Source organism: Siminovitchia sp. FSL H7-0308 (assembly GCF_037980985.1).
Taxonomy (GTDB): domain Bacteria; phylum Bacillota; class Bacilli; order Bacillales; family Bacillaceae_C; genus Siminovitchia; species Siminovitchia thermophila.
Genome location: NZ_CP150282.1, coordinates 1,158,589 through 1,175,337, shown reverse-complemented (window position 1 = coordinate 1,175,337; position 16,749 = coordinate 1,158,589). Strand labels below are relative to the sequence as shown.

The following is a 16,749-nucleotide window of genomic DNA, read 5'->3' as shown; positions in this document are numbered from 1 at the left end:
TCGTGGACTCCTTTCATTTCTCTATTGATTGAACAGGCAAAAATCCATCCCAAACTATTTTTCGATAATTCTCTTCATCTGTATCTCCTTCTGTATTAATCACTAGTATACGAGCATTTTCATCAAGTTCTAAATCGGCTGTAACCGGACTATCCCGCATAAATTTTCGCAAATAATACACAACACCTAACGTTACAGAACCCGATTCTCCCGAAATAACCGCCGGATCTCCTTTTAAAGGATTGCCATATACACGCATCCCAATCGCCGCAATCGTGTCATGGCAAGATAAAGCCCCGGTTGAGTACGCTTTCAAAAGCTTGAACGCTTCTGTATTCGGTTCTCCACAAGCCAATCCCGCCATTTCGGTTGCCATATCTCCCCCTACAATTTCACGACGCCCTTCTTTTGTACTTAAAGATTGGTAATAACAATCGGCTTGATCTGGTTCGACAATGATCATTTTAGGCGCGTTTTCTCCGTAAACATGTAAAAAATATCCAGCTATTCCCGCAGCAAAGGAGCCGACGCCTGCTTGTAAAAAAAGATGGGTAGGCGGTTGTTTTGATGTTTGTTTCCATTGTTCGATCATTTCATAGGCCATTGCGGAATAACCTTGCATAATCCAAAGTGGAATTTCTTCATAGCCTTCCCATGCTGTATCTTGTACCATAACCCAGCCATTTTTTTCAGCCAGTCTTGCACAAGTTCTAACAGTATCATCATAATTTCCTTCTAGTATGTCAGCTGCTGCCCCTTCATTTCGAATCGCTTGTAATCGTTGCAGCGAAGAACCTTTCGGCATATAAATAACGGATTTAAAACCCAACTCTCGTGCCGCCCACGCCACACCTCTCCCGTGATTGCCATCTGTCGCTGAAATAAAAGTGACATCACCAAGGCGTTCCTTGACCGAAGGGTGTTTTAACTTTTCAAAAGATAGGTGTTCAATCGGTTCACCTAATTGATTTGCAATGTATTTAGCGATTGCATAAATGCCTCCGAGTACTTTAAAAGCATTCAAACCAAATCTCTGCGACTCATCTTTTACTTGAATCATGGATACATTTAAATAACTCGCCAAATTCGGCAACTCATATAGTGGCGTATACGTGTACGCAGGGTGCGTTTTTTGAAACTCATGGATATGCCGAACTTGCTCAGCATGAAAATCCTTCAAGTCTTGTTCAACCACCTCATTTTTTCTAAAATTATTTTTCACCCATTTAATGTATTGCCTATCAGAAGTTGTCACATTATTTCCTCCTATTCTTTAGCTACAACTGCTTCTATCTCAATGAGTGCTCCTTTGGGGAGAGCGCTTACTTCCAAACAGCTTCTGGCTGGCCGATGGGTTGTAAAATACGAGGCATATATATCGTTCACCACTTGAAAATCAGCCATTGAAGTTATATACATAACTGTTTTGATTACTTGGTCCAATTCTAAGCCCTGATCATTTAAGAAGTTCTTTATATTGGCTAAAACTTGTTCTGTTTGTTCTTGGATGTTTAAACTGGCTAGCTGGTTAGTTTCAGGGTCAATCGGCAACATTCCTGACATAAAAATGAAACCACGATGTTCAATTGCTTGTGAATAAGGACCGATTGCCGTTGGAGCAAACTTACTGGACATTACGTTCATTTTTAAATCCCCCCTTGACTCATCTTAAATTGCAAAAATCATGCCAATCAATAAAGTGGATGTATGGCTCGTTCAGAGATGAGTTCTTTCCATGGAAGTATCATTTTGATACTTGAGTTCTAGTTCTAGTAAGGACAAGAAACACCCACATGAACGATCTAAACAAAAAAGTATCAAAACGACACTTAATATCATTTTGATACCTAAACGGAAGCGGCTAAGCTCAACGATAAAACTTACTGTATGACTTTTCCTGCTTATTTTTCAGAGTTTGTATTTTTTTAATTTTCTAAATAAAGTGGCTCGGCTTATTCCAAGTAAAGATGCGGCATCTTCGATATTTTGATTGTTTTTCTTTACATAATCAACCGCTTTTTTAATACATTCTTTTTCCATTCGCTCCAATGAATACATCACCATTTTTGTTTCTTTTGGTTGAACGACATGCAATTTACGCTCAATTAACGTACCGGCATTTTCCATCGTCATATAGCCATCTTGAATAAAGTTAAATAAATACTCAATAAAATTTTTTAATTCGCGCACGTTTCCTTTCCACGGATATTGCAGTATTAAATTCGTTAGTTCTTTATCAAATCCAAGTACTTTGGCTTGAAACAATTTATTATATTCCGCCATAAAATAATTACTTAACGTCAAAATATCTTCTCGCCGGCTGCGTAAAGGAGGAATCATCATGGGAATGACATTTAAACGAAAATATAAATCTTCCCGAAAACGTCCTTCTGCAATTAAATCACTCAGCTCACGATTTGTCGCCGCAATGATCCGTACATCAATGGGGATGACTTTCGTTCCCCCTACTCGTTCAACTTCATTTTCTTGTAAAACGCGCAATAGCTTTACTTGCAAATGTAAAGGCATCTCGCCAATCTCATCTAAAAAGATTGTCCCGCCGTTTGCTAATTCAAATTTTCCTACTTTGCCGACATGACTCGCTCCTGTGAATGCTCCTTTTTCATATCCAAACAACTCACTCTCAAGTAAATGATCTGGAATGGCTCCGCAATTTACCGCTACAAACATTTTATCTTTTCGATCACTTGCTTTGTGAATAGCGTTTGCGAAGACTTCTTTTCCTGTTCCGCTCTCCCCTTGAATTAAAATGGTAGATTTCGATTGTGACGCTTTAAACGCATAAGATTTCACTTCCTGTATTTGTTTGCTCGAACCAATAATGCGTTGAAAGGGCTTCATTTTTTCTTCGCTAGCACGCTCTACGATACCTTGAATCGTTTCTACATCTTGTAAAATGAGCAGTATTTCTTTGACATTATTTCTGTCAAATAATATCTTTTTTGTTACAATGACCGTTTTTTGAAATAACTGATGTTGCAGTTCAAATGCTTGATTGGTTACCTCATCTTCTTCTAATACTTTGTCAATAAACACTTGTACTGCCGCAGGAAGTTCATGTGATTGAGAGATTCCCAAGATCATTTTTGCTTGTTCATTTAACTCAATGATGCGAGAATGTTGATCGATAATTAACACTCCTTCTTGAACAAGGCCAAGCATTTTAATCATTTTATGATTATGCTTTTCCAATTCCTCCATCATATACAATTGATCCAATTTACTAGCAAGCAAATCTGCCATCTTATCTAAAAAAGTTAAAATACCTTCGATATTTTCGAATAATCGAGCTTTCTGATCTTGATTAAAAGCGAGTAATCCAATGACACCAACAACTTGACCATAAACCATTATAGGAACACTGATTTCTCCCATTTCCATGCAATTCGCAAAAAATTTGCAACTGCCGCATATCTCTTCATAACCAGGCTCTTTGATAATAATTGGTTTTTTGTTAGCGAAAACGCTTTTATAAACACGATCACCTTCCAATTTTTTCAAAATATCGACTTGCATTTCCCCTGTACATGCAATACGAATAAACTCATGGTTCACAATCTCTACTTCAATTTTCAACACTGCTGCCGTCGCCTCTGCGATACTTTGCACAATCGGTTGAATATCCATTAAGTTCATTGCTACACCACCAATACGATAGTTAATTACACATTATAACAAAAATCGACTTTTCGACATAATTGTTTTGAAGAATGCAAGATGTTCCCTTTCGTATTTTTTGCAAGACGCGGGAAAAACCTAACATTCTTGTTTGATCTTGCCAAACATTCCCTGTAGTACAACCAGGTCAAGCCAGGAAGCGCTTTACTTATTGCCATAAGTGGAAAATAAAGCATCACCAAAATAGTATAATGATGTTTACAAAAAACCTTTTACTTCATTAATGTAATAAAGTAAAATAAGTATGTCAGGTAGATGGGAGGTCGTTTTATGATTGGCATTATAGATTACGGAGCCGGCAATTTGCATAGTGTTGAAAAAGCTGTAATAAAGCTTGATTTTCCAACTAAAATTATTGCTGAGCCCAGGGATTTTACAGGAATTGATAAAATCATTTTCCCTGGTGTGGGTAACGCGAGCAAAACAATGGAAATGATTAGATTCCATGGATTGGATGATAAAATAACAGAAGCGATAAAAGCAGGAATCCCATTCCTCGGCATTTGTTTGGGTATGCAGCTTTTAATGGAATATAGCAAAGAAAATGATGCAGATTGTCTATCAATCTTTGAAGGAGCCGTTTACCCCTTTCAAAAAAGCATAAAGGTTCCTCATATAGGCTGGAACGAAGTTCATCAAAAAAGACAGCATCCCATTTTCCGCAATATTCCGAATAAATCCGATTTTTATTTCGTCCATTCATTCTATGTCAAGCCAAATGATGAGTCCGACGCGATTGGGATCACAGATTATGGCCAAGATTTTTGTTCAGTAATCGCAAAGGACAATGTCATTGGTGTACAATTTCATCCTGAAAAGAGCGCAGAAGCGGGACTGACAATATTAGAAAACTTTTGCGGCAATTTCTAAGGAGGCAGCATGTTTATGCTAAAAAAACGAATCATTCCAGCAATTGATGTTGCAAATAACCAAGCTGTGAAATATGTACAATTTCGGAACCCTACGGTTATCGGGGATCCAGCAGAACTGGGCCAGAAATATGCTGAACAAGGAGCCGATGAAATCCTCTATTTAGACACGACGGCTTCATTACACAGTCATGATGTTAAGTATGAATGGATCCGGCGTGTCGCGGAAAAGTTATATGTCCCGTTTTCTGTCGTAGGGGGGATTCGCGCCATTGATGATTTCAAGCATGTGTTACGTGCTGGAGCTGATAAAGTGGGTGTTAATACAGCTGCTGTCAAGAAGCCAGAATTATTAACGAAAGCAGCTGATATTTTTGGCAAGCAATGCGTCGTTTTGGCACTCGATGCCAAGCCGATTCAAAATAACGACGGTGAAATCATTCGCTGGGAAGTATATACACATTCAGCACATGAAAGTAGTGGAATGGACGCGATTGAATGGGCCTGCCGCGCGGAGGAATTAGGAGCCGGAGAAATAGTTTGTACAAGTATTGATCGAGATGGAATGAAGAATGGTTATGATATTGAACTGCTGCGTTCATTAACAGAGGCCGTTAACATTCCAATCATAGCTTCTGGTGGTGCGGGAAATGTAGCACATATCCAAGAAGCATTTAAAGATGGAAATGTAGATGCTGCATTGGTTGCTTCATTATTGCATTACGAAGAGTTAACCGTTAGGGATATCAAGAAATACTTGATACATCATGATATCCCTGTACGTAATCATATATAGAACAAAGCTTCAATCAGCGCACTGCTGATTGTTAGTTGAGCCGATCGGGACATGGGAATTTTTACCACCTCTTTCGAATATTACTGCCAGTTACCGCCGGACAAAATAAACCCAAGGATAATGTTACATTCCTTGGGTTTTAGCCTTGCTAAATATTCTGTAACAGTCTAACAGCCTTTATGACTGATTCCTTGAAACCATATGAGTAAAATAATAGCTAGGGTGTCATTGAAAAGCAAAGCCCCGAAAATGCTGTTCACATTCTCGGGGTTTAAGTTTTAAATGCATTTGCTTTAAATTGGACTTTTTCGACAGCCCTACCCAATAAATTTTAAAAGAAGTGCATCTGAAAATCCTTCCCTTTTTGCTCTGTAATGATTTCACATATTAGTGATGAATGATTGTCCGGGTGTTTTTTAGATTCGCTATGATATAGAAGATCATGATGCTAACCCTTGCGTAAAACTCCCTTATTGCGACCATTCCTCATACTTCGCCATCACTTTTTTTCGCAAAATGCCTCCTTAATATTGTGTCATATATTGCTCCCTTTCCCATGCGTGTACTTGGGTCCGGAACATATCCCATTCGATTTCTTTTGCCTCTACAAAGTGTTCAAGCAAATGGCTGCCTAAAGCATTCGTAACGACTTCATCCGTCTTTAGCAATTCGAGCGCTTGTGCCAACGTGGCTGGCAGATCAACGATGCCATATTCCTTGCGCTGCTCTTTTGTCATCTCATAAATATTTTTGTCTACTGGTTCGGGTGCGGTTAAGTTATTTTTAATTCCGTCCAATCCAGCAGCCAATAGGACTGCCATTGCTAGATATGGGTTTGCAGAAGGATCGACACTGCGGACTTCTACACGGGTGCTTAAGCCGCGTGAAGCCGGGATACGAATAAGCGGGCTTCTGTTTTTTGCCGACCAGGCCACATAACATGGCGCCTCATATCCTGGAACAAGCCTCTTATAAGAATTGACAGTTGGGTTTGTAACGGCTGTGAAACTTGGTGCGTGCTTTAATATTCCTGCCAAAAAACTTCTCGCTGTATCACTCATTTCCAACGACCCATTCGGATCATAAAAAGCATTTTCTCCTCCCTTGAACAAGCTTAAGTTACAATGCATCCCCGACCCATTTATACCGAACATTGGTTTTGGCATAAAAGTTGCCAGCAAACCATGTTTACGGGCAATCGTCTTAACGACCAATTTAAAGGTTTGAATATCATCGCACGCCCTTAAAGCATCTTGATATTTAAAGTCTATTTCATGTTGACCCGGGGCCACCTCATGGTGGGATGCCTCAATTTCAAAGCCCATTTCTTCTAATTCCAACACAATATCACGCCTGCAATTCTCCCCCAAATCGGTTGGAGCAAGGTCAAAATAACCGCCATGATCATTTAATTCGAGTGTTGGTTCACCTTTTTCATTCAGTTTAAATAAGAAAAATTCAGGTTCAGGGCCAACGTTGAAATCGGTAAACCCCAGTTCTTCCATTTCTTTTAAAACCCTTTTTAGATTATTACGGGGATCTCCTTCAAATGGCGTCCCATCGGGATGATAAATATCACAGATCAGTCTGGCTACTTTTCCTTTTTCTGATGTCCAAGGAAAAATAACAAATGTATCTAAGTCGGGATATAAATACATGTCTGACTCCTCAATTCGGACAAACCCCTCAATCGATGAACCATCAAACATCATTTTATTGTCTAAAGCTTTTGGTAACTGGCTAACGGGAATTTCCACATTTTTGATCGTACCAAATAAATCCGTAAATTGCAGACGGATGTACCGGACATTATGTTCTCTTACCATTTCAAGTACTTTTTCTCTGTTCATATCTTCAGCTCTCCTTGTTGTCCATTATTTTTAGCTAAAAATGAATGTTATAATTCTAATTCACCATGGCAAATATAGGTAGCTTCTCCTCTTTTCCAAACATGACCTTGTTCGTCCCATCTTACCGTCAAGTCTCCTCCAGGAAGATGAACGGTGATTGGCACGTGTTTATCAAGAAATTCATTCATTGTAGCGGCAACTACCGCAGCACAAGCGCCAGTACCGCAAGCCATTGTGATCCCTGATCCTCTCTCCCATACTCGGTAGTCCATCTCCTGACGTCCTTTCACTTGAACAATTCCTACGTTGACCCTTTCCGGAAATAGACTGGCATGCTCTATGACTGGTCCCACTTTCTCCAGCGGAAAAGCATTCACTTCATCAACAAATATGATTGCATGGGGATTGCCCATCGAGACGCAAGTCAAAAAATACTCTTCTTCCCCAAAGGTATGAGGTTCATTTATTGCCGCAACGAAAGGATCACCTTCCATAGGAATCATTCCTTTTAATAATTTCGGCTCACCCATATCCACATTGACATATTGAACAAATTGTTTTTTATCCAATTCCACTTCAACACTTACCACACCACTCAATGTTTCAATCGTAAAGCGGGGTTTCGTCGCGTACATGTGGTCAAATACAAACTTGGCGACACAGCGTAGACCATTCCCGCAATTCTTCGCTTCGGAACCATCTTCATTAAAAATTCTCATTTTAAAATCAGCCATTTGCGATGCGCAAATGAGAATGATACCATCGGAACCAATTCCAAAATTGACATCAGAAACCTTTCTTGAAAGTGCTGGATATTCTCGTTCTTCCAGTACATTGTCTGGATCGTCCAATTGATTAAAAATAATATAATTGTTTCCCAATCCATGCATTTTCGTAAAAATCATCCCCTCATTCCCCCTTAAAAGACGAATTTGGAAGTGCTAAGCCTTGCTCTTATATCATCAAAAATGCGCTGTTCTTCCTCCCGGCGATCGGCTTGAAAAGTTACTGAAAAGCGCACATATGGACCGGCATCATCCCAAGGAACAGTCGAAATCAAATGCTCCTGTATTAAATATTGGCTAAAATCTTCTGCTGATTGAAATTGCGGACCGTTTTCTACTGCCTTCGGAATTTTTGTATATAAGAAAAAAGAGCCTTTTGGTTTTTTCGCATGAAATCCACTTTCACGTAAAATGGCTGATAAAGCATCGTGGCGCCGTGAATATTTCTCTGCAATTTGTGTTGTGATTTCAGGGTGTGATAAAGCGTAAGCTGCAGCTTTTTGAATAGGAATAAATTGCCCCGAATCATAATGATCCTTTACCGTTGCAAATGCTGAAACAAGTTTCCGGTTACCCGCGATAAAACCAATGCGCCAGCCTGTCATATTGAATGATTTTGATAAAGAATGCAGTTCAACGCCAATCTCTTTTGCACCTGGAACCGATAAAAAGCTGAGCGGCTTTTGACCGTCAAATACAAGCGCGGCATATGCGGCATCATGGACAACGATCAGTTCATGTTTTTTGGCAAAATACACAACCTCTTCGAAAAATGCCCGATTCGCTACAGCGCCTGTTGGATTGTTCGGATAGTTTAAGTAAAGTAATTTAGACCTTTTCAATATGTCCTCAGGCAATGAATCAAGTCTTGGAAGAAAAGAGTCTTTTTCTAGCAACGGTAATTGTACAACTTCTCCACCTAGATATTTCGTATGAGTGCCTAAAATCGGGTAGTTGGGCGAAGGCATGATCGTTATATCACCAGGATTGATAAATGCTGTTGGCAGCATGGCTAATGCCGATTTTGAACCAATGACATGATTCACTTCTTCTTCTGGATCAAGATCATCTACCCCAAATACTTCTTTCATATAAGATGCCGCGGCATGCTTAAACTCAAGTATTCCATTATCAGCATAAAAACGATTTTCTGGTTTTTTGGCTTCGTTTGCCAATTTTCCAATGACCCTATCATCCGCCATGTCATCCGGTTCACCGACACCAAGATCGATTAATGCCTTGCCGGGATTGTTTTGCTGCGCCACCTTCTTCGCTCTTTTTATTTTCTCAAACTTATAGACTTCATCTTTAACACCAAATTGTGCTCCACCTATTCGGTCCGCAAAAAGTTGTTGTATATAATCCATTGCCAACATATTGATTCCTCCACACTTTCACGACATCTTTCTCATCATGTAATCATGACATTCCATAGCAGCTTCTTTTCCTTCTTGAATCGCCCAAACAATCAAACTGGCACCCATTCGGGCATCTCCTGCAGTAAAAACACCTTCTTCATGTGTGTGATATGTGCCGTTTTTGACTGCGATATTAGAACGATGGTTCACTGTTATATTGCTATTGGTGAACATTTCTGTTTCAGGGCCTTCAAAGCCTACAGCGAGTAACACCAATTGTGCTGGCCACAATTTTTCCGTTCCGGGAATCACTTCTCTTATTTTTTGACCATTTTCCATAAAAGTTGTTTGAATGTTGGCGCTTTTTACCCCTGCTACATTTCCGTTCCCATCACCCACAAATTCTACTGTTGTTGTGGCAAACACTCTCGGATCCCGCCCAAATACACTAGCAGCTTCCTCCTGACCCGTATCCTGTTTATGAATAAGTGGATATTGCGGCCATGGATTGTCATCAGATCGGCTATTAGGCCGCATCGGATAAATGTCAAATTGCACAAGACTTTTACAGTTCTGACGCAAGGCGGTAGAAACACAGTCTGTTGCTGTATCTCCACCTCCAATGACGATGACGTCTTTTCCTTCTGCGGAGATAAAGTTTCCATCAGCCAAATGGGAATCCAGTAAACTTTTCGTATTTGCATGTAAGTAATCCATGGCAAAGTGGATTCCTTCAAGTTCCCTTCCCGGAATCGCCAAATCCCGAGGCCGAGTGGCGCCGATACAAAGGACAACCGCATCATTTTCCGAACGTAATTGTTCAAGCGATCGTTCCTTCCCCACTTCCGTATTGGGAACAAATTGAATTCCTTCTGCTTGCATTAACTTGATTCTGCGCTCGACAACATGTTGTTCAATTTTCATCTTAGGGATTCCGTATGTTAACAAGCCGCCGATCCGATCCGCACGTTCATAAACCGTCACCATGTGTCCTTGTTGATTTAAAATAGAGGCGCAAGCGAGCCCGGAAGGACCAGATCCGATAATGGCCACTTGTTTACCTGTCCGTTGTTTAGGAATTTGGGGTTGAACCCATCCTTTTTCAAATGCTTTATCAATAATGGCGCGTTCGATGTTTTTGATGGTGACAGAATCATTGGCGAGCGAGGCGACACATCCGCCTTCACATGGAGCCGGACAAGCACGTCCCGTAAATTCCGGAAAGGGATTTGTCCGGCTTAAGCGCTCGTACGCCTCCTTCCATCTTCCTTTATAAACGAGATCATTCCATTCCGGGATTAAGTTATAAACCGGACATCCCGTTGTCATCCCTGCCAACTCACTGCCATTTTGACAAAAGGGAACAGCACAATCCATACAACGAGAAGACTGTTCCCGTAACACTTTTTCAGAAGGAAGCTGGGCGATCTCTTTCCAGTCTTTCACTCTTTCCAGCGGGTCACGATAGAGTTCTGAACTCCTTCGGTGGTCGATAAACCCAGTTATGTTTCCCATCTACCTAACCCCCTATCTACATTCAGCTGTATTGCAAATGTCCGTTTTTCCCGGATTCAGCAAGAATTCTTTTATATTCTGTCGGAATCACCCGCACAAAATGGGAGACAAAGCAGTCCCACTTTTCCAAGATTTCCGCGGCTTTCGTACTTTTTGTATATTGATAATGTTGATTGATTTGTTCTTTTACAACATTCATTTCTTCCCTATCTTGTAAAGGTTCAATGATGACAAGTTCTTGATTGCATTGTTTCTGGAAAGTTTCTACTTCGTCTACGAGAACATAAGCAATTCCCCCTGACATTCCTGCCGCAAAGTTTTGGCCTACTTCTCCAAGGATGACTGCACTGCCTCCCGTCATATACTCGCAACCATGATCGCCGATTCCTTCGACAACTACATGGGCACCACTATTTCTTACACAAAATCTTTCCCCCGCCATCCCGCGAATATATGCTTTTCCGCTCGTTGCCCCATAAAATGTCGCATTACCAATGATGATGTTTCGTTCAGCCAAGAAAGTGGATTTTGGTGAGGGAAAAATGGCCATGTTCCCGCCAGATAATCCTTTTCCGACGTAATCATTGGCGTCTCCCTCTAATGTCAACGTCACTCCTTTTGGTAAAAATGCCCCAAAGCTTTGACCGGCTGAACCGATAAAATGAAACGTTATCGAGTTTTCTTGTAATCCTTCCAATCCGAATGTATTTGAAATTTCACTTCCCATCAGCGTTCCGACGGAGCGATTCGTATTACAAATTGGAAGCACCGCATGAATCGGTTGGGCATTTTTTAATCCCTCATGGTAAATGGGCAGCAGTTCACGCCTATCCAATGTTTGATCCATTTCATGGTCCTGCTCTTCTTTAGAGTGCTTATCGTAAGGGAAGTCATATAAAACGGGCGACAAATCAAGTTTTTGCGCTTTCCAATTATCTGATGGAGCAGGTTTCAATAAATGAGTCTGTCCAATCATTTCATCCAATGTTCTGAACCCTAATTCAGCCATATATTCACGAATTTCTTGAGCAATAAAATGCATCAAATGAACAACATGTTCCGCCGTACCGACCATATTTTTACGAAGGATGGGGTTTTGAGTCGCGATTCCAACTGGACATGTATCCAAATGGCAAACTCTCATCATGATACAGCCAAGGGAAACTAGTGGTAATGTTGAAAATCCATATTCTTCTGCGCCAAGAAGAGCGGCTATGACCACATCTCGTCCACTCATCATTTTTCCATCCGTTTCCAGTGTCACTTTATGCCTCAACCCATTCAGCTTTAATGTTTGGTGGGTTTCAGCAAGCCCCAACTCCCAAGGCATACCAGCATGTTTGATACTTGAACGGGAAGCTGCTCCAGTTCCGCCATCATAACCACTAATTAAAATCACATCCGCTTTCGCCTTGGCCACACCTGCGGCGATGGTTCCAACTCCAGATTCTGAAACGAGTTTTACATTGATTCTTGCTTTAGGATTTGCATTTTTTAAGTCATAAATGAGTTGGGCCAAGTCTTCAATGGAATAAATATCGTGATGGGGTGGCGGCGATATCAATTCAATGCCTGGAATCGATCCCCTAGTTTTTGCTACTTTAGGTGTTACTTTGTGACCTGCCAATTGCCCCCCTTCACCGGGTTTGGCTCCTTGGGCCATTTTAATTTGGATTTCATCACAATTCACCAGATAGTGGCTCGTAACCCCAAATCTTCCTGATGCCACTTGTTTCATTCTGCTGCATTTGGAATCACCGTTTTCCATTGGTTTGAATCTTTTCGGGTCTTCCCCACCTTCACCGCTATTGCTCTTTCCACCAATTCGATTCATCGCAATCGCGATTGCTTCATGAGCCTCTTTACTAATCGATCCGTATGACATCGCCCCTGTTTTAAACCTTTTAAAGATTGACTCAATCGGTTCCACTTCTTCGATCGGCACTGGTTTTCTTTCATCATTGAAGTCCAGTAAGCCACGCAGTGTCGTCTGTTGGCTGATTTCCTCCTGTAACAGGCGGCTATATTCTTTGTATATTTCATATTTTCCTGTGCGAACGGCATGTTGTAACGTATGGATCGTTTTCGGTTGGAATAAATGTATCTCCCCGTCATAACGCCATTGAAAATCCGACCCGGTTTCCAAATCTGCTTTTTCCGAATGGAATGCACCTTCATGGCGCAAACGGACTTCTTTCGCGATATCTTCTAATGTCATTCCACCAAGTTTCGAAGATGTATTTGGAAAATAACGATCGATCACTTCCTGACTTATCCCCAAAGCCTCAAAGATTTGCGCACCCATATAACTTTGAACGGTTGAGATGCCCATTTTGGACATTATTTTCATGATGCCCTTTGTGACTGATTTCACATAATTTCTGGACGCCTCATTAATGGAAAGACTATCTCCCTCTTCTTCAACTAATAAAGGAAGTGATTCGTATACGAGATAAGGGCATATGGCATTGGCGCCATATCCAAGTAACGCCGCAAAATGATGTACTTCTCTCGGTTCTCCGGATTCTACAATTAAACTCACTTTGCTTCGGTTGCCGCTTTGAATTAAATGATGATGAACGGCGGATACTGCAAGTAATGAAGGGATCGCCGCAAGTTCTTCATTTACAATTCGGTCACTGAGAATGAGGATATTGCTCCCGCGTTCAATCTCTTCATCTACTCTCTGGAACAACTCATCGACCGCGACTCCCAAATCTCCTTGACTGGGGAATAAAGTTGAAATACGTGCCGCCATCCAGTCCTTTGTTTGTAAATCGCCTATTTTTCTCATTTCTGAATCTAATAAAATCGGTGTATTCAGACGTATTTTTCTAAATCCCTTTTGTGTAGGTTGAAATAAGTTGCCGTCGGGTCCTAACATGACTTCAACTGAAGTAACAGACTCTTCCCGGATCGCATCTATGGGCGGGTTGGTGACTTGAGCAAATTTCTGCTTGAAATAATTGAATAACAGTTGAGGTTTCCTTGATAATATGGCCAAAGGCGCATCATAGCCCATTGAACCAACAGGTTCGTGACCATCCATGGCCATCGGTTTTAACACTTTCTCCCACTCTTCATTTGTATAGCCAAAGATCACCTGTCTGCGAAGCGTTTCTCCATCCGATATTTCCTTGGCTTGAGCTGTATTTTCTGTAAAATGTTCTAAAGGTACAATGTTTTCTTCCACGAGCTTCTGATAAGGTCTCTGGGAAATAATCAGTTGTTTGATTTCTTCATCTTCATATAAACGGCCATTTTCTAAATCTATTAAAAGCATTTGTCCCGGTTTCAAACGATCTTTTTTGCTGATTTTTTCTTCCGGAATATCAACAACCCCCACTTCGGAGGAAAGACATATAAAATCATCATCCGTCACAATAAAGCGTGCTGGCCTTAACCCGTTTCTATCAAGGCATGCTCCCACAAGTTTTCCATCCGTAAATGACATTGCGGCCGGCCCATCCCATGGCTCCATAAAGCTGCTGTGATACTGATAAAACGCCTTTTTCTGTTCATCCATTCGTTCATTATTTTTCCATGGTTCCGGAATCATCATCATCATGGCATGCGGCAATGACCATCCCGATAACACGAGAAACTCCAACACATTATCAAACATCGCAGAGTCGCTGCCATCCATATCAACAATCGGCCGCACAATTTCAACTTTTTCCACTAAGTCGTTTTTGTATGTTGCTTCTCTGGCATTCATCCAGTTCACATTTCCTTTTATCGTGTTGATTTCACCATTATGCATGGTGTAACGATTGGGCTGCGCCCTTTGCCAACTCGGAAATGTATTCGTGCTAAAACGATTATGGACCAGCGCCATCGCCGACTTATATAATTCACTATTTAAATCAACATAATAATCTTTCAATTGTTCAGGGAGCAGTAAACCTTTATAAATAATCGTTCTCGCTGAAAAACTGACAGCATAGTAGTGCTCATCATTGGCGAACTGAGCATTTTTAAGTACCTTTTCAATCTTTCTGCGAACTTCATACAATTTTCTTTCAAACTTTATATCCCCTGGTTCGTCATATGGAGATTTCACGAATACTTGGCGGATCACCGGTTGTGTTTCTTTTGCCTGCTGATGTAGATTACCATCATTTATTGGCACCGTCCTCCAACCATGCAATCCCAATTTTTCTGTTTCAATTGTATGTTCAATGATTTTTTCACAACGCTGTCTGGCGTTTTTTTGCTGCGGAAGGAAGAACATTCCTACGCCGTATTTCCCCGCATCGGGTAGACGCTTTTCCGCTTTTTCCCACTCCGCTTGAAAAAATTCATGAGGAATTTGGGTTAAAATACCAGCTCCATCCCCTAACAGCTGATCTGCGCCCCGCCCTCCCCGATGATCAAGCCTTTCAAGGGCCATTAATGCTTGGGATACAATCGAGTGAGTTGGCTTACCACTGATATGCGCAAGCAGGGCAATCCCACAAGCATCATGTTCTAATTGAGGATCATACATCCCTTGTTTGTCTATCGTCCACGTCCGATGCATATCGTATCCTCCCCTTATATCCTTTATCTATTTTTTTATGTTAATCAATTTGAAGCCAAATGTATTTAGAGTTATTGGTGAATCATTTACACTTTTTTGATAACCCTACAAGCAGGCAATATTGCATTTTAGAATGGACAATGTTCATTTTTTCATTTTTATCCTGTTATTCATGTATTGTCCGCACAATAAATAAGGTTGCCGGGGAATCTTGATGAAATCCCCTAGCAACCTGTTCCAGTTTATTTAAAATTGTTCACCTAATTTCAGAAGGATTTTTACCAGTGTATTGTTTAAACTGCCTGCTGAAAAAATGCAAATCATTATAACCAAGGGCATATGCAGCTTCCGTTACTGTCATGCCGGTAAAATGGAGTAGATGTTCTGCGCGTTTTATACGAGAATAAACGATGTATGACTTAACCGTCTGCCCAATGATTTGTTTAAACTTTTGAGAAAAGTACCGCTGAGAAAGATTGGCGCGTGCCGCCAAACTCTCAATCGTATGCGGCTCTCCAGGATGTTGTTGAACATAATTGGCGATTTCATGAATCGTTTCCAATAAGCTATGACTGGCATCCCCCAACTTCTCTTCCTTTTCTTGCTCTTCCCTTAATAGATGAATCATCAACTGCTTCAAAATCAATTTCCCTTCAATTTCCGCACCATATGTTTTCACTAAGAACAAACGAACGTATTGGGTCAACAGCGATTCAAAACTAATCGTATTTTCTAGAATTCGATGTGAGGCAGGGATCAATCGAGGTGTTTCAGCTATATCAAAATGAATATACGTTAACACTAGGGGATTTTGGGGATTATGTGTCGCTTCCGTCTCATCACCTGGCCTAAACAAGAAACAATGACCTTTCCCTACATGATATGGCTTGTTGTTTAGTAAAACAGTACCCTCACCACTCCAAACATAAAATAAATCATAATTAGGCATGGGAGTAGCTCTTTTTCTCCACTTCCAATTCGGTTCACAATGAATAGTGGCTAATGCCGGTTTCAACACAAAATCATCTGGATTCAGATAAAGCATCCAACTCCCTCCTTTTCGAAGATGAAAAACCTTCTGTATCATTTAATCGTATCAAGCCCCATTTAGCAACCGGTCCGTCTTAGATGAGTGTAAATATAATTAGTTTCATCTTAGTAGTTTTCACAAAAGAATATACCTAATTCCCCAATATGTATATAGAAAACGTTTTAGGTATGGAAAAGTGTAAACATTAGAAGGTTATTTGACTCAAAAATGTATTATCAATCCACCAACAGTGTGGCTCCCTGTTGCATAATACCCTATAATGACAAAAGCAAGTGAGGTCATTAACGAAGGTGCCCTCATCAAT

11 protein-coding genes are annotated in these 16,749 nt (G+C 40.7%); 2 read left to right on the top strand and 9 right to left on the bottom strand.

What is annotated here, in order from left to right; translation table 11 throughout:
* Positions 1 to 13: 13 nt before the first annotated feature.
* The 3 genes from dpaL to MHB50_RS05540 all read right to left on the bottom strand — a co-directional run bounded on the left by dpaL (position 14) and on the right by MHB50_RS05540 (position 3,657).
* A complete protein-coding gene (gene dpaL / locus MHB50_RS05550; protein WP_340084986.1) occupies positions 14 to 1,255 on the bottom strand; it encodes a diaminopropionate ammonia-lyase in 1,242 nt (413 codons plus the stop codon).
* An 11-nt stretch (positions 1,256 to 1,266) separates the two neighbouring features.
* On the bottom strand, positions 1,267 to 1,644 hold the full coding sequence (locus tag MHB50_RS05545; protein WP_340084985.1) for a Rid family detoxifying hydrolase: 378 nt from the start codon (positions 1,642 to 1,644) through the stop codon (positions 1,267 to 1,269).
* 264 nt (positions 1,645 to 1,908) lie between these two features.
* Positions 1,909 to 3,657 (bottom strand): sigma 54-interacting transcriptional regulator, encoded by a 1,749-nt coding sequence (locus tag MHB50_RS05540; protein WP_340084984.1) that lies wholly within the window; start codon positions 3,655 to 3,657, stop codon positions 1,909 to 1,911.
* A gap of 312 nt (positions 3,658 to 3,969) precedes the next feature.
* On the opposite strand from MHB50_RS05540, the gene hisH reads away from it, so the two are divergent.
* Positions 3,970 to 4,569, top strand: a complete 600-nt coding sequence (gene hisH, locus MHB50_RS05535) for an imidazole glycerol phosphate synthase subunit HisH (RefSeq protein WP_340084983.1) — start codon at positions 3,970 to 3,972, stop codon at positions 4,567 to 4,569.
* 15 nt (positions 4,570 to 4,584) lie between these two features.
* Positions 4,585 to 5,364, top strand: a complete 780-nt coding sequence (hisF, locus tag MHB50_RS05530) for an imidazole glycerol phosphate synthase subunit HisF (protein WP_340084982.1) — start codon at positions 4,585 to 4,587, stop codon at positions 5,362 to 5,364.
* A gap of 524 nt (positions 5,365 to 5,888) precedes the next feature.
* Here the strand turns inward: hisF and glnA are convergent.
* From glnA to MHB50_RS05500, 6 genes are all read right to left on the bottom strand, one after another.
* Complete coding sequence (glnA, locus tag MHB50_RS05525) at positions 5,889 to 7,214, bottom strand: type I glutamate--ammonia ligase (protein WP_340084981.1); 1,326 nt, start codon at positions 7,212 to 7,214, stop codon at positions 5,889 to 5,891.
* Between the two features lie 47 nt (positions 7,215 to 7,261).
* Positions 7,262 to 8,119: a diaminopimelate epimerase gene (dapF, locus tag MHB50_RS05520; protein ID WP_339162459.1), complete on the bottom strand. Its 858-nt coding sequence runs from the start codon at positions 8,117 to 8,119 to the stop codon at positions 7,262 to 7,264.
* 14 nt (positions 8,120 to 8,133) lie between these two features.
* The gene (locus MHB50_RS05515; RefSeq protein ID WP_339162457.1) at positions 8,134 to 9,375 is read right to left on the bottom strand and encodes an LL-diaminopimelate aminotransferase; all 1,242 of its coding nucleotides are present in this window, start codon (positions 9,373 to 9,375) and stop codon (positions 8,134 to 8,136) included.
* Positions 9,376 to 9,393: 18 nt separating this feature from the next.
* Positions 9,394 to 10,872 (bottom strand): glutamate synthase subunit beta, encoded by a 1,479-nt coding sequence (locus tag MHB50_RS05510; protein WP_340084980.1) that lies wholly within the window; start codon positions 10,870 to 10,872, stop codon positions 9,394 to 9,396.
* Positions 10,873 to 10,894: 22 nt separating this feature from the next.
* Positions 10,895 to 15,394 carry a glutamate synthase large subunit gene (gltB, locus tag MHB50_RS05505; protein WP_340084979.1) on the bottom strand — a complete coding sequence of 1,500 codons (4,500 nt, stop codon included), beginning with the start codon at positions 15,392 to 15,394 and terminating at the stop codon, positions 10,895 to 10,897.
* Between the two features lie 256 nt (positions 15,395 to 15,650).
* Positions 15,651 to 16,439 carry an AraC family transcriptional regulator gene (locus tag MHB50_RS05500; protein WP_340084978.1) on the bottom strand — a complete coding sequence of 263 codons (789 nt, stop codon included), beginning with the start codon at positions 16,437 to 16,439 and terminating at the stop codon, positions 15,651 to 15,653.
* Positions 16,440 to 16,749 lie beyond the last annotated feature (310 nt).

Bases quoted from the DNA above. Each gene is read 5' to 3' on its own strand.
- dapF (WP_339162459.1), bottom strand. From the start codon at position 8,119: ATGATTTTTACGAAAATGCATGGATTGGGAAACAATTATATTATTTTT.
- MHB50_RS05515 (WP_339162457.1), bottom strand. From the start codon at position 9,375: ATGTTGGCAATGGATTATATACAACAACTTTTTGCGGACCGAATAGGT.
- glnA (WP_340084981.1), bottom strand. From the start codon at position 7,214: ATGAACAGAGAAAAAGTACTTGAAATGGTAAGAGAACATAATGTCCGG.
- hisF (WP_340084982.1), top strand. From the start codon at position 4,585: ATGCTAAAAAAACGAATCATTCCAGCAATTGATGTTGCAAATAACCAA.
- gltB (WP_340084979.1), bottom strand. From the start codon at position 15,394: ATGCATCGGACGTGGACGATAGACAAACAAGGGATGTATGATCCTCAA.
- hisH (WP_340084983.1), top strand. From the start codon at position 3,970: ATGATTGGCATTATAGATTACGGAGCCGGCAATTTGCATAGTGTTGAA.
- MHB50_RS05545 (WP_340084985.1), bottom strand. From the start codon at position 1,644: ATGAACGTAATGTCCAGTAAGTTTGCTCCAACGGCAATCGGTCCTTAT.
- MHB50_RS05510 (WP_340084980.1), bottom strand. From the start codon at position 10,872: ATGGGAAACATAACTGGGTTTATCGACCACCGAAGGAGTTCAGAACTC.
- MHB50_RS05540 (WP_340084984.1), bottom strand. From the start codon at position 3,657: ATGAACTTAATGGATATTCAACCGATTGTGCAAAGTATCGCAGAGGCG.
- MHB50_RS05500 (WP_340084978.1), bottom strand. From the start codon at position 16,439: ATGCTTTATCTGAATCCAGATGATTTTGTGTTGAAACCGGCATTAGCC.